Below are 14,217 nucleotides of genomic sequence, written 5' to 3'. Positions count from 1 at the left end.
GTTTTTAAGAAAAAAGTCTTTGTATAAAAATGATAAAGATTGTTTTTATTCTTGTTTAAACCAACTAATGAAATCCAGGTGCAAACGATTACAATATAAGTGTAAGGTAAAGGAATTTCTAAGGCTAAAAAGGTGTAGCACAAGGATTTTCCAAAAAAATAAAAAGAAAAGAGGAATACGAAATGGAGAACTTTTATCAAGAAGTCGAAGAAAACATTAGCTGGCTATCTGCGATTGGTAGCGATCCAACAGGTGGGATTAGTCGCTTGTTGTACGACGAAAATTGGCGAATTGCTCAAAATGGTTTAAAAGAGAAATTCGAGGGAATTGGTTTAAGTACAACATTCGACGAAGTTGGGAATTTATTTGGTCGTTTGACAGGAAGTAAATACCCAGAAGAAACGATTATGTCAGGAAGTCACGTAGATACTGTTGTAAACGGAGGAAGTCTTGACGGTCAATTTGGGATTGTCGCAGCGTATCTTGCCGTGAAATACCTCAAAGAAACGTACGGTCAACCGCTTAGAAGTCTGGAAGTCATTTCAATGGCAGAAGAAGAAGGAAGTCGTTTCCCATATGCTTTTTGGGGAAGTAAAAATATTTGGGGACTTGCTAAACGAAGTGATGTTGAAAATGCAACGGATGCAAACGGAGTGCCGTTTGTCACGGCAATGCGAGAGTCTGGATTTGATTTTCGTGATGAGGATAATCGATTCCGTAATGACATTAAGGCATTTGTAGAAATTCACATTGAACAAGGAAACGTTTTGGAGCGTATTGGTAAATCCGTTGGTGTGGTCAATGCGATTGTTGGTCAAAAACGTTATACGATTACTCTAAGTGGTGAGGCGAACCATGCAGGAACCACTCCTATGGAATATCGTAGAGATGCAATTTACGGATACAGCAAAATTGTCAGCCAAAGCATTGAAAAAGCAAATGCTCAAGGAAATCCTACTGTTTTGACGTTTGGTCATGTGGAAGTAATGCCAAATACGGTCAATGTAGTTCCCGGAAAAGTTGTTTTCTCAATGGATTGCCGTCATACCGACCAAGGAAAACTCAATGAATTTACACAAATTCTTGAAAATGATATGAAACAAATTGCAGAAGAACTTGGATTGGCAATTGACATTGATTGTTGGATGGACGAAAAACCAGTACCAATGTGTGAAAAAATCGTGAAAGTGCTTGAAACTTCTTGTCAAGAACAAGGACTTGATTATCAACTCATGCACAGTGGTGCAGGACATGACTCTCAAATTTTTGCTCAATTTGTACCAACGGCAATGTTATTTGTTCCAAGTATTGCAGGCATTAGCCACAATCCAGCAGAAGCGACAGAAACAAAAGATTTAGTAGAAGGTGTAAAAGCGTTAGTTTCTTCACTTTACAAACTGGCTTACGAAGAATAAAAAGCGAAATGGTGCGTTTTGAAGTTTGCAACAGTGAGCCACAGCATTTACTTGCTGGAAACGTAAGTTTCCAGTGCAGTTGCGAACAGTTGCCAAACTTCAGCACCATGTAGCTAGACAAAGAAAAGCTACGAGGGGCGTTTAGGAGTTTGTCGCAGAGAGCCATGCCATTCACTTGCCTGAAGCAGAGCTTCAGGTGGCATTGCGAACAGCGACCCACCTCCTGTCCCTCACAGCTAGACAAAACGAAAAGCTACGAGGGGCGTTCAGGAGTTTGTCGCAGAGAGCCATGCCATTTACTTGCCTGAAGCAGAGCTTCAGGTGGCATTGCGAACAGCGACACCCTCCTGCCCCTCACAGCTAGACAGGAGAATTAAAATGGAAATTTCAGAAGCAAAAACAGGCGTTCCATATTGGCAAAAAGTAATCGTCATGCTCTGTATGGGGTGGATTGCCATTTGGATTTATCGTTCAGCACTTACCCCGCTATTTCCAGAAATACAGCAATCTATTGGGATTCATTCAAATGCTCAAATGGGATTGATTTCAAGCTGTTATTTCTTTGGTTATACAGGAATGCAAATTCCAGCAGGGATACTGGTTGACAAACTAGGTAGAAAAATTGTGTTAATTCCGGGCTTTCTTATTTTTGCAGCGGCAGCATTTTTGATTGCCAAATCTGGCACGCTTATGACCATTTATATTGGTAGTTTTATTGCAGGTTTAGGGTGCGGGTCTTATTATGGTTCAGCCTATTCGCTGTCAAGTGAATGTATTCCAAGCGAAAGACGTGGACTTTCCACTGCGATTATCAACAGCGGTTCTGCCGTTGGTATGGGCATTGGCTTGATTGGCTCTAGTTTGCTGGTGAAAAGCGTTGGTTTGCCTTGGCAAATGATGATGTATATCTGTTCAATTACGATTCTTGTCATGGTGCTAGTATTTGCACGTGGCATAAAATCTAGCGTAAAAAGTGAAAAAGTAGAAGAACAAGCAGTTGAGAAGAAAAAAGAAAAAATTAAAATCAGTTCTTTGTTCAATATTCACATGATTGCCTCTTATCTTTTATACTTTGGCACTTGTTATAGTTATTACATGATTGTGACATGGTTGCCTTCATTTTTACAGGAAGAACGTGGTTTTAAAGGTCTTGCGATTGGTTTTTCTTCGGCATTGGTAGCTTTTGCGGCAATTCCGGGAGCGTTATTTTTCAGCCGATTGTCTGACAAATTTAAGGAAAAGAAAATCAGTTTTATACTCTTTTTAGAGCTTGCAGCAGCGGGTATGCTTTTTCTCGTGGTAAAATCACCAAATGCTACGTTGTTATTAATCGGATTGATTTTATACGGTTTGTTAGGAAAATTAGCAGTAGAGCCGATTATCATTTCGTTCATTGGTGACAGTGCCTCCAAAGAGAATTATGGAACAACTTTTGGAATATTCAACTTTTTCGGTATGAGTTCTTCCGTTTTGGCACCAGCCATTACAGGAATGATTTCCGACAGCACAGGTTCTAAAATTATGGGATTTTATATAGCAGCTGCCATTTTAGTTGTCACAGCGATTTTCTTCCTCATCGTCAATAAAAAACGATAAATGCGGAAATTTAGGAGAGAGACAGAGTTTCGTGGAAAAAAGAAAAAGGGTTAGGCAGTAGTAAAAAAGAAACGGAGAATTATTATGGGATACAAAACAAACCAAATTGGTTATACAAAGGAATTATTATCATCACGTGCGATTATGAAACGTGGCAATTATGCCCTCATTCCCCCAGACGGATTGGTGAAAAACGTTGTGCCGAATTTCGAGAATTGCGAAATGACAATTTTAAGCACGAAAAAACTAGGTGCGAGCTTTGTAGATTATATTTGTAAAGTCTTGCCAAATGGAAAAAATGTCAAAGGTTTTGGCGATGAAGGGATTGAAGTCTTTTTATACGTTGTCAAAGGAAAACTTTCTGTTAAAACGGATGATACAGAAACGAAAGAGCTTAGCACAGGAGGATATGTCTACGCTCCAGCAGGTGTGAAAATTTATTTTGAAAATACAAGCGAAGAAGCGACAGAATTATTCCTTTACAAAAAAAGATACCAAGAACTTGAAGGAGCAAAACCTTACACGGTTATTGGAAATGTCAATGAGTTGAAATCTCAAGCCTATGAAGGAATGGAAGATGTGCAATTAGTTGATTTATTGCCAGCAGAAATTGATTTTGATATGAACTTCCACATTTTAAGTTTCGCTCCGGGGGCAAGCCATGGGTATATTGAAACACACGTTCAAGAGCATGGAGCATTGTTACTTTCTGGGCAAGGAATGTATAACCTAGACAACGATTGGGTGCCAGTACAAAAAGGAGATTACATTTTCATGGGAGCATATAGCTTGCAAGCCTGCTACGCAACAGGACGTGATGAACCATTAAGTTATCTCTACTCAAAAGATTGTCACCGAGATGCAGAAATATAAATTTACTGATTTTTAGAGATGCCCTTATCTAAAAGGGAATATAAATCAGTAGAAAATCTTGGAATGGAGAGAGCAAAATGGAAAATGAAGTGATTAGACTAGGAGCTTTTGAATTAAAAGAAAAAATTGTAAAAAAATTATCAAAAGCTGGTTTATCCGAGGAATATGCAGGAGATATTGCGGATAATCTAGTGTTTGCAGATATTCGAGGCATTCATTCACATGGAGCAGTTCGTGTAGAATATTATGCTGAGCGTATTTCAAAAGGAGGCACGACATTAGAGCCAAAACTTCGCTTTGAAAAAACAGGAGCAAGCACTGGAATTTTTCATGGAGATAATGGAGCAGGTCATATGGTGGCGAAAAAAGGAATGGAGGAGGCAATCAAACTTGCCAAGGAAAGTGGAATTGGAGTAGTAGGTGTAAGAGAAATGGGGCATAGTGGCACACTTTCTTATTATGTAGATATGGCAGCAAGAGAAGACTTAGTCGCTATTTCCGTTTGTCAATCAGATCCAATGGTCGTCCCGTTCGGTGGGCGAGAAAATTATTTTGGCACGAACCCAATTGCATTTGCTGCACCGACAAATAAAAAACGTCCGATTGTTTTTGATATGGCAACGACAGTACAGGCTTGGGGGAAAATTTTGGATGCGAGAAGTAAAAATCATTCTATTCCAGACACTTGGGCAGTCGACAAAGAGGGAAATGCGACAACAGACCCTTATGAAGTGCAAGGCTTATTGCCGATTGCAGGTGCAAAAGGGTATGGTTTGATGATGATGGTGGATATTCTCTCTGGCAGTTTGCTAGGACTTCCTTTTGGAAAACACGTGACGAGTATGTATAACGACATGACGGAAAAAAGGAATCTTGGTCAATTACACATTGTGATAAATCCAACCTATTTTACCGACCTTGAGACATTCAAGGCACGTCTAAGCCAAATGATTGATGAACTTCATAGTATTCCAGCAGGAAATGGCTTTAGCGAAGTATTATATCCGGGCGAGCTGTCGGAAAAAATCGCTGAAGAAAACCAAGAAAAAGGTATTCCGATTGCAAAATCAGTCTATGAATACCTAGAAAGCGACATCATTCACCGCAACCAATACGACCACTCCACTGCATTTGCAGCAGGGTCAAAAAAATGAAGTGTTTAAAGGAGTATCCTCAATTTGAGGGTGAAGAAGGGAGAATGTTCAAGAATGTTACAAACAATAATTAAGAAAAATAGTTATCAAGACTCTGTTGTTTTAATGCTTTTAACGAATAAAATCAATGAACTTGATGCGGTAAAACGTGTTTCGATTATGATGGGAACACCTGCAAATAAAGATATTTTTATCGCCGCAGGATTTGATACACCAGAGATGAAAGAGGCATCAGCAAATGACATGGTCATCATGCTAGAGCTAGAAAATGGTGGCAATGAAAAAGAAGTTCTGGAAAAAGTAGATGAATATTTATTAAAACAACAGGACGGAGAAGGTGTGCGAGAGGAAAATGTGAACTCGTGGGAAAAAGCATTGAAAAAAGCGAAAAATGCCTCTGTTGCTCTGTTTTCAATTCCGGGAGCATACGTGCCACTTGAAGTGGAAAAAGCACTTCATCACGGGTTGCACGCATTTATTTTTAGCGACAATGTGCCAGTAGAAGAAGAACTTCGTTTGAAAAAATTGGCACATGAAAAAGGCTTGCTTGTCATGGGACCTGATTGTGGGACAGGGATTCTTCACACATTGCCACTTGCATTCACCAATAACATTCGTGCGGGAAAAATTGGGATTGTGGGGGCCTCTGGCACAGGCATACAGGAAGTTTCAACACTTATTCACCGTTATGGTCAAGGTGTGAGCAATGCAATTGGTACAGGTGGACGTGATTTGTCATCAGAAGTCGGGGCAATTTCCATGATTGATGCGATTGTTGCATTGAACGAAGATGTGAATGTTGACACAATTGTCGTGATTTCTAAGCCACCTGCAAAAGAAATCAAGGAAAAAGTGATGAAACTTTTACATGCCATTTCTAAACCTGTGGTAACGATTTTTATTGGCGAAAAACCAAGTTTTCATGAAAAAAATATTTATCAAGCCTATACGCTTGAAGAAACTGCACAACTTGCAACGAAAATCCAAAATCATGAGCCAGTACAATACACGCCACGTTCTCCAGAGAAACTCAATGTAAAATTGACGAACGAACAAGTCGGTATTCGTGGGTTTTATGCAGGCGGCACGTTAGCTTATGAGGCGTCAATGCTCTTGAAAGATGCTCTTGTTCTTGAGGAAGTGGAGCATAAAGAAGGAGTCATGCTCCAGACGAGTGAGCATAGTATCATTGATTTGGGTGATGATATTTATACGAATGGGAAACCACATCCGATGATTGACCCAGAAAATCGTATTGGAAAAATTAAAGAAATTGTCAACGACTCAACGGTTGCAACCGTACTCTTTGATATTGTCCTTGGCTACGGAGCACATAAAAATATGGCAGAATGTCTTGCAAAAGTAATCAAGGAAGTACAAGAAACACTCGCTCTTCAAAAGAGAGAAGTCGCTTTTATCGGGGTAATTGTCGGAACAGATTTAGACGTTCAAGGAATGGAGACGCAAAAGAAAATTTTAGAAGAAGTTGGTGTGACAGTTTGTGAAAATAATACACAAGCGGTACAAACTGCTTTGAAATTACTAGGCAAAGAAGTTCAGTTTGTAGAAAAAGAAATCTACGCAAGCAAAGAAATTTCATGCGAAAGTCCGTTACCAAAAACCTCAAAAGAATTGAGCGAACTACTTTCAACAAAACCAACGGTTATCAACGTAGGTTTAAAGAGCTTTACAGAGTCTATCATTGAAAACAACGGGGAAGTCGTTCAATACAATTGGGCACCTGTTGCAGGCGGAAATATCGAATTACAAAAAATCTTACATTTCTTAGATACTTATCAATTTAAGAAATCATAAAATGAACGGAGGAAGTAGAGAAAATGAATTATCAAACAATTGATCAAGCCAATCAAGCTGTTATTGACAAAATAATTGCCTCATCTCCATTCTTATTGGATGTAGTGCCAGCAAAAGAAGTGATTGCAGAATTAAAGGATTACGTGTTACTTCATGCAGGCCCGCCTATTCAATTTCATGAGATGACAAACCCAATGCAAGGTTCTTGTATCGGAGCAACGCTTTTTGAGGGCTGGGCAACTACTGAAGAAGAGGCTCTGGAGCTTTTGGAAAATGGAAAAATTACCTTTATCCCTTGTCACGAGGTGCAAGCAGTTGGACCAATGGGAGGGATTACCTCTCAAAATATGCCTGTATTTGTAGTGGAAAATGCAACAGACAACAATCGTGCGTATTGCACAATGAACGAGGGAATTGGTGCCGTGCTTAGATTTGGTGCGTATTCTCCAGAGGTGATTAAGCGATTAAGTTGGATGCGTGACGTGTTAGGACCAACATTGAGCAAAGCATTGAAAACATTGGAAAATGGCTTGAATTTGAATGTCTTGATTGCTAAAGCGATTGCGATGGGCGACGAATTTCATCAGCGAAATATTGCCGCATCTCTAGCATTTTTAAAAGAAATTGCTCCGATTATTCCAAAACTTGTGATTTCTGAAAAGGAAAAAGAAGAAGTGCTGACATTTTTGGCGGATACGGATCAATTTTTCCTCAACATCATGATGGCAGCTTCAAAAGCAGTGATGGACGGAGCAAGGAAAATTCAAGAAGGAACGGTTGTAACTGCGATGTGCCGAAATGGAAAAGATTTTGGTATTCGCATTAGTGGCATGGGCGATACTTGGTTTACAGCACCTGCAAATACCCCAGAAGGTCTGTATTTCTCAGGATATTCAGCAGAAGATGCCAATACAGATATTGGAGACAGTGCGATTACGGAAACTTTCGGAGTAGGTGGAATGGCGATGATTGCTGCTCCAGCAGTTACACGATTTGTAGGAACAGGTGGCTTCTATGAGGCATTGGAAATTAGCGACAATATGACCGAAATTTGCCTTGCACACAACCCGAATTTCCCAGTTCCTACGTGGGATTTCAAGGGAATTTGCTTAGGCATTGATGCAAGAAAAGTGGTGGAAACAGGCATTTTACCTGTGATTAATACAGGAATTGCTCACAAAAAAGCAGGAATTGGTCAAATCGGAGCAGGAACGGTTACTCCGCCACTTGCTTGTTTTGAAAAAGCCCTCCGTGCCTACGCAGAAAAATTGGGAATGGAGAAATAAAAGGTTAGTAAAAACGGTGATGAAAATGAAATCAGTCAAAATAGGCAGTTTAGTAAAGAAAATGTTAAGCGTTTCTCTAGTTCATTCTTCAATGAAAAATGAGATAGAATTAAAAGTTCACAGCGTTTTTCAAAGTGGGTTCAATATGCAAATAGACAACCAATTAATTTTTATTGGCAATCTGGAAAAAGGCATTACACCGTTTGGACTTCACATGGAAACAAGTGAATTTTTACGACTGAAAGAGGCGGTGAAAATGGAAAAGAAACTTTCTGTATTTTTTCCGCCCACATTTCACACCATGACATTGCTTGCAAATGGTGAAACCTTTCACTTTGACGAAGTAGAGGAACATGACGGAAACCTTACGATTCACCAGCCGTTTGTTGAATCAAAGAAAATTCAAGGAATAAAACTTTTGACTGGACTAGATTTTACGGAAGAACTTGAGGAAAATTCTGAAACCCTCTCTTGTCTGTTTTCAACAAACGAAGAGAAGATAGAGAGAGGTTTGACGTATTATTTAGGTCGAGGGTGCGGTTTGACTCCTTCGGGAGATGATTTTCTAGTAGGTTTACTGTCTGTCGATAGCCATTTCAACCTTTTAGACAGCCAATTTTATCCGATATTGGAAAAATTATTGCACGAAAGGCGAACAACAGATGTTTCAACCATGTATCTGCGTGCTGCTCTACAAAAGAAATTTAGCTCATTAATCATAGATTTTCTATCACAAACACACGAGAGCAGTTTCTTAGCGTTATTAGCAAGTGGTAGCACGTCTGGGGCAGATACAATGGCTGGGATTTTTGTGGGAATGAAAAGGACGCTTAAAACTTAAAGGGAGTTTTGAGCGTCCTTTTCTATCTTAATATCTCAATCAAATCTTTATTTGCCGCTTTATTTGCTGGAATGACACTAAACAAAATCCCAATGAAACCAGAAACACCTAAAGCAAGGGAAAGAGTAAAGAAATCTGGTGCTACTTGAAACGGAAGAAATACAGAAATCGTAAGAGCCACCAGAAAACCAAAAATATAGCCAATTATTCCACCGATAACGGTAAGAAAAACTCCTTCTAGCAAAAACTGCAAACGAATATCTCGCCGTTTTGCACCCAAAGCACGCCTTATACCGATTTCTTTTGTTCGCTCTGCAACAGAAATGTACATCATATTCATCACACCGACACCAGCAATTAAAAGAGAAATTCCTGCAATCGCTGAAATGAAATACGTCAACATTGAAAGCACATTGCCAATTCCGTCTGTCAAAGCACTCATATCAAATGTTTCATAAGTACCACTCAGTCGATTGTTCCCTTTATTCCTCAAAAGTTTTAATGCTTGATTTGTCACTTCTGTTGCTTTATATCCTTGAGTAATCACAAGTTCAATCGAGGATTGATTATTATTTTGCTTAAAATAATAATCTTTGACTCCTTTTGGAAAAATGACGCTATAAGATATGTTTTTTATTTTAGTATTTTTTATGATTCTATTCTCAATTATTTACTTCTTACTTTCAATAGAAAGCAAGCAGACTTTGGAAAAAATAGTTAAGCCTACTTTTTTTCAAGAGTATTTTTATCATTTTTGTAAAAAGAGAATATTTCCTATTTTTAAAGGGAAACATATGATTACGCAAATAACGATGATACGGGAGATTTATTCTAATGTAAATATCTTGAGGAGTATTTGTCAAGTTCCTTATGGTATGTTTCTTTTTCTATCTTACTTATTACTAGAATATGTAGAAAGAGAAAATTTGAGGAATTTAATTATTCTTTCTCTTTTATCTATCTTAGGGCAACGTTTCGTTTCCATGAAAAATGCAAGAGGAGTTATGAGTATTGAGAAGAAAACGGGAGAAGATTTCTTTTTCTATCAAGCACAAAATATAAAAGTAACACAAGTATTATCTGAAAAGTCTCGTGCATTTCTATTTTTTTCAAGTGTGAAGATGTTCTATCTTCTTGTTTTTATTGCATTTTCATTTCGTACGTTATTAGAATGTTGTTCATTTCTATTGATTGTAGCTATAACTATTTTAAACAATTATAAATTATCTTCTTATAGCTTATATCTTTTGCCAAAGCAAGAGAATAATATAAAATATAATGACCAAAAAAAATTGAATGGTTATTTGTACTATGTTTCATCTTTAAGCGTTATACCACTTCCAATGCTTTGGTTGCAATCAATGACTTCAATGGTATTTTTAATCAGTTGTATAATTTGGATAGTTTTAGGAAATGTATTTCTTTTTATTCTCCATAGAAGAATAGAAAAAGCATTGTCTTGGCAGAGATTTATTGAGGAAACAAGAACATTTTCATATAAGAACTTGAATGGATACGAAGTTTTTATTTTCTCTATATTGTTGTTTTTGGTTATCTATTTATTTAGAGAAAAATTTATCTCTTATGTTTGTTATGTATTTATTTGGTTCTATGGATTAATAAATATTTTGGTTGTTACAAAGAAAGAATGAGGAGAAGAGAATGTTCAAAAACAAAAATGACATTACTCAAAGAATATGGTAGTTTTTATTTACGCTTTATTATGCCGTTAGTCGTTTTTAGTGCGTTTGTAGAAGCGTTTGTCTCGAAAACTTTAGGAGGATAAGCATGTTATACTTAAAAAATTTAGAAAAGAAATACGGAGATTTTCTTCTGTTTGATAAAATAGACTATACATTTCATGATAATGAAATCTATGGAATTATTGGAAAAAACGGAGTTGGGAAAACAACGTTATTTAAAGTAGTAACAGGTATTGTACCAGTTGATAGTGGGGAAGTTATTTTTGAACATTCTGAGGACACAATGTACTATCTTGGTGACAGCCCATTTTTATATGAAGAACTAACAGGAGAAGAATTTTTGGAGTTTTCGGCAAAGATGTTAGGTTTCTCTAAAGATGACTCTGAGTTAATTTCAATGTGTAAATCAATCGACATACAGCCATATCTTTTCAATAGAATCAAAACATATTCATTTGGTATGAAGAAAAAATTAGCATTAATTGTGGCTTTTATGTCGAAAGCCAAATACATTGTATTGGATGAGGCAACAAATGGAATAGATAAAAATTCATTAGAGAGAATAACAGAAATCATTAGGTGCAGTAGCAAAAAAAGAACATTTTTTATCATCAATCATGAGAGCGAACTATTGGAAAGTATTTATACAAAAAGAGTTTATTTAGAAAATGGAAAATTGGTAGAATAAAAAGAGTCGCTTTTTATAAATATATGGTAATATATGGGTAGATAAAATAAGAAAACAGAGGTACGCATATGCTAAAAATCCCAGAAAACAGACAAGCCCACAAACTACTACGTTATGAACTAGCAACAATGCAAGTAATTATCGTAGTATTTTCAGTCATTATTTTGCTAACAGAGAAAGAAAACACTCTAGGTTATGCTTTATTAGCTGTAAGCACAATTATTTCAACAATTTTTGAAGTATCAATTCGCAAAGAGGCAGAAAAAGAACAAAATAAGTAAAGCGAATGCAAAAAGGAGAAATGAACTTTAATGTTTCTCCTTTTTTGAAGAATTTCTTTTCCTAGGAAAATGGAAATAATCGTAGTCTATAACTTTGTAAAAGAAAAGACTTCAAGCAATACCTTCTTTTAGTGAAATTGACAGATTTTACAAATTTTATTCTTTTTCTCTAAACATTGTGTTATAATCAACATATAGAGAAAAATGTTCGTGCGAAGTGAAAGGAAGGATTATAATGATAGGAAAATTAAAAATCAAAAAGATGTATCCGCTATTATTGGTTGTTGTTATTGCTAGAATCATAGCATTTTTATGTAGTTATTATACAGGAGCAAAAGGGGAATTTTTTCACTCCGTAGAACTTGTAAAATCTGATTTCGTAGCAAAGTTGATATTGGCTATAATTGTAATTGTTATTTCAATTGTCAGCATAGGGATTGTTTATCTTTTTTCAGAACTTTTACTTTTTATTTCAAAAGAAATTTTGCAAATAGAAATTCAATTTGAGAAGATATTTATTGCCTATGCAATCTTTATGATTGTGACAGCTATACAACCTATATTTAGAAACTGGAGTTTATTTTCACTTTCCTTTTTAAATCCAATAAGTGTGCTAGGAACACTTATATTTGGAGTGTTGTTATACCATTTTTCTAAAAATAAGGTATTAGCTGTATCGTTGAGTATATGCGTTTGTTTTTCAATTCATATAATTAACATTCTTCAGCTATAAAGTTTTTGAAAGCAGGTGGCAGATTGAACATACTGAACTCTAAAAGAGTGAATCAAACAGTAATCACGGTATTTATGGTTTCTTATATATCAATTTCTATGAGTACTCTTGAAGAGAATGGTCTATCGAGCAATTATTTTTTGATGATTTTATTTGCTCTTTCGGCTGGTGTAATGATGTTAGTTACCTATCTATGTTATTCATTTTTTATGAAAATTGTTTTAATATATGGGTTAAAATATAAATATTTAATTTGGAATACAATATGGATAAGTTCATCAATAAACATGATCATTAGTTTCTTTCTTCGAGAAGAAGATTGGATAAAATTTTTCAATAACATTGGCTTTAGTCCTTTCTTTTTCATCATGTTTGGACTAATTGCTTATATTTTGTTGAAGATAGAAAAATGGTCAATCAAACAAGTAAGTGTGTATATGTTTTTGTTGTTACTGTATAATTCGTTAGGTACTTTTTTGATCATGTTAGGAGCGTGAATATGAGTAAAATAAACCGTTTTATTACTTTTCTGAGGTATGAGAAATTTAAAGAACAGTATAGTCTTTATCTTCCTCGTTTACCAGAAATACTTTGGAAAATTATCTTTTTCTTTTTTCGTAGAAGAGAATATTTTTTGATAACGATTATAAGCGTGATTTTATTTTTTATTCAATACAATCATTTAGTTTCAGTAAACGGTTTACTGTTAACAAGTTTGCTATTTTTCTTCTCGAAACTAGTGTTTACTGAAGCTGCCATTCTTCGTGATAATGAGATATTCAAAGTTCGTCATTTGGATTATTATCGTTCTACTTTATTCACAAAAGAAGAACAACGGCAACTTATTTCTAATTTATCCTTTTATTATATGAAAGAAGAGTTGTTTGTTTTTATTCCGTTTGTATTTTATTTTGTGTTCTTACAAGTAACAGATAGTGTTGCAGTAGTAGATTATGTGTTGTTTCCAGCGGTGGTAGTTTCCTTTTTGTTTTCTGTATGGAAAGTCTGTATTTATCACTTAGAATTAGAAGAGTATTCCAAGAAGGAAAAGAAACCGACAGTTTACTTATTGTTTTTTTCGCTATTAATACTAGTCAAATTATTTTTATTACTGGGAGTGAATGTATCTTTTGAACATTTCACGATTAGCAAAATTATAGAACTTTTGAGTAATAGAACGATTTCTCTCTTAATGATTATTAGCTTTGCATGGGTACAACTGGGGATAAAAATGGTACAAATAAAGCAAAAAGATAAGCGGTTGAATCATGTGAATTTCTTTCTAAAACATTTGAAATCGTTGAATAGAGATTTATTTTTTCAAGAAGTACAAGCGACAATAGGTTTTATATCGGGTATGATTATACTCTCGTTTTTACTTCCGATGACCACTCAGACAAAAAACGGTATATTAACTTTGGTTCTCGTGTTTTTCATAAGTCCTTTCAACTCAAAATATTTAGTCAATGAAAAGTATCTTAGTTATTTAAAAATTACACAAAAAACATATAGAAGTTTATGGCTCATTTTTAAACGGACTTTTTGGCTACAAATTACAATCGTAATGACCCTTACGCTTTTACTAAATGAAAATTTAGAATCTGCGTTGTGTTATTTTTTTGTAAACACACTATTATTTTTGATTGCAATGTTCCTGTTATTTGTTTTATATGGAGTAGTTCTTTCTAGCAAACATACCGATAGAATGAAGTTAAAATTATTGGAAATTACATTCTTTATCCCAATTGTTTTAATGACACTTTTCTTGGTATGGAGAGGAAAATAACAAACGAGGAGTAGGGACATAGCTATCATTGAAAATTTATTTGTTT

The 14,217-nt window shown here is 35.7% G+C and carries 13 protein-coding genes; 12 read left to right on the top strand and 1 reads right to left on the bottom strand.

Annotation, left to right across the window (positions count from 1 at the left end):
- Nucleotides 1–182 precede the first annotated feature (182 nt).
- From allC to B5D30_RS03000, 7 genes are all read left to right on the top strand, one after another.
- Nucleotides 183–1,415: an allantoate deiminase gene (allC, locus tag B5D30_RS03030; protein WP_078806567.1), complete on the top strand. Its 1,233-nt coding sequence runs from the start codon at nucleotides 183–185 to the stop codon at nucleotides 1,413–1,415.
- A gap of 378 nt (nucleotides 1,416–1,793) precedes the next feature.
- A complete protein-coding gene (locus tag B5D30_RS03025) occupies nucleotides 1,794–3,011 on the top strand; it encodes an MFS transporter (RefSeq protein WP_078806566.1) in 1,218 nt (405 codons plus the stop codon).
- Between the two features lie 84 nt (nucleotides 3,012–3,095).
- Complete coding sequence (allE, locus tag B5D30_RS03020; protein WP_078806565.1) at nucleotides 3,096–3,884, top strand: (S)-ureidoglycine aminohydrolase; 789 nt, start codon at nucleotides 3,096–3,098, stop codon at nucleotides 3,882–3,884.
- A gap of 77 nt (nucleotides 3,885–3,961) precedes the next feature.
- On the top strand, nucleotides 3,962–5,038 hold the full coding sequence (gene allD / locus B5D30_RS03015; RefSeq protein ID WP_078806564.1) for an ureidoglycolate dehydrogenase: 1,077 nt from the start codon (nucleotides 3,962–3,964) through the stop codon (nucleotides 5,036–5,038).
- A gap of 54 nt (nucleotides 5,039–5,092) precedes the next feature.
- Nucleotides 5,093–6,853: an acyl-CoA synthetase FdrA gene (gene fdrA, locus B5D30_RS03010; protein ID WP_078806563.1), complete on the top strand. Its 1,761-nt coding sequence runs from the start codon at nucleotides 5,093–5,095 to the stop codon at nucleotides 6,851–6,853.
- Between the two features lie 23 nt (nucleotides 6,854–6,876).
- On the top strand, nucleotides 6,877–8,139 hold the full coding sequence (locus B5D30_RS03005; protein WP_078806562.1) for a YlbE family protein: 1,263 nt from the start codon (nucleotides 6,877–6,879) through the stop codon (nucleotides 8,137–8,139).
- 25 nt (nucleotides 8,140–8,164) lie between these two features.
- Nucleotides 8,165–8,980, top strand: a complete 816-nt coding sequence (locus B5D30_RS03000) for an oxamate carbamoyltransferase subunit AllH family protein (RefSeq protein ID WP_159443179.1) — start codon at nucleotides 8,165–8,167, stop codon at nucleotides 8,978–8,980.
- 22 nt (nucleotides 8,981–9,002) lie between these two features.
- Here the strand turns inward: B5D30_RS03000 and B5D30_RS02995 are convergent, their stop codons facing one another.
- Nucleotides 9,003–9,497 carry an ABC transporter permease gene (locus tag B5D30_RS02995; protein ID WP_234984610.1) on the bottom strand — a complete coding sequence of 165 codons (495 nt, stop codon included), beginning with the start codon at nucleotides 9,495–9,497 and terminating at the stop codon, nucleotides 9,003–9,005.
- 187 nt (nucleotides 9,498–9,684) lie between these two features.
- On the opposite strand from B5D30_RS02995, the gene B5D30_RS02990 reads away from it, so the two are divergent.
- From B5D30_RS02990 to B5D30_RS02965, 5 genes are all read left to right on the top strand, one after another.
- Nucleotides 9,685–10,632 (top strand): hypothetical protein, encoded by a 948-nt coding sequence (locus tag B5D30_RS02990; protein WP_144399460.1) that lies wholly within the window; start codon nucleotides 9,685–9,687, stop codon nucleotides 10,630–10,632.
- Between the two features lie 136 nt (nucleotides 10,633–10,768).
- Nucleotides 10,769–11,371, top strand: coding sequence for an ABC transporter ATP-binding protein (locus tag B5D30_RS02985; RefSeq protein WP_078806558.1), 603 nt, complete (start codon nucleotides 10,769–10,771; stop codon nucleotides 11,369–11,371).
- 68 nt (nucleotides 11,372–11,439) lie between these two features.
- A complete protein-coding gene (locus tag B5D30_RS02980) occupies nucleotides 11,440–11,652 on the top strand; it encodes a hypothetical protein (protein WP_078806557.1) in 213 nt (70 codons plus the stop codon).
- A gap of 235 nt (nucleotides 11,653–11,887) precedes the next feature.
- Nucleotides 11,888–12,385 carry a hypothetical protein gene (locus B5D30_RS02975; protein WP_078806556.1) on the top strand — a complete coding sequence of 166 codons (498 nt, stop codon included), beginning with the start codon at nucleotides 11,888–11,890 and terminating at the stop codon, nucleotides 12,383–12,385.
- A gap of 499 nt (nucleotides 12,386–12,884) precedes the next feature.
- Nucleotides 12,885–14,171 (top strand): hypothetical protein, encoded by a 1,287-nt coding sequence (locus B5D30_RS02965; RefSeq protein WP_078806554.1) that lies wholly within the window; start codon nucleotides 12,885–12,887, stop codon nucleotides 14,169–14,171.
- Nucleotides 14,172–14,217 lie beyond the last annotated feature (46 nt).

The organism is Pilibacter termitis (assembly GCF_900167335.1).
Classification (GTDB): domain Bacteria; phylum Bacillota; class Bacilli; order Lactobacillales; family Streptococcaceae; genus Pilibacter; species Pilibacter termitis.
Note: the sequence above shows the minus strand (reverse complement) of the source record. Positions and strands in the feature narration are given on the sequence as shown.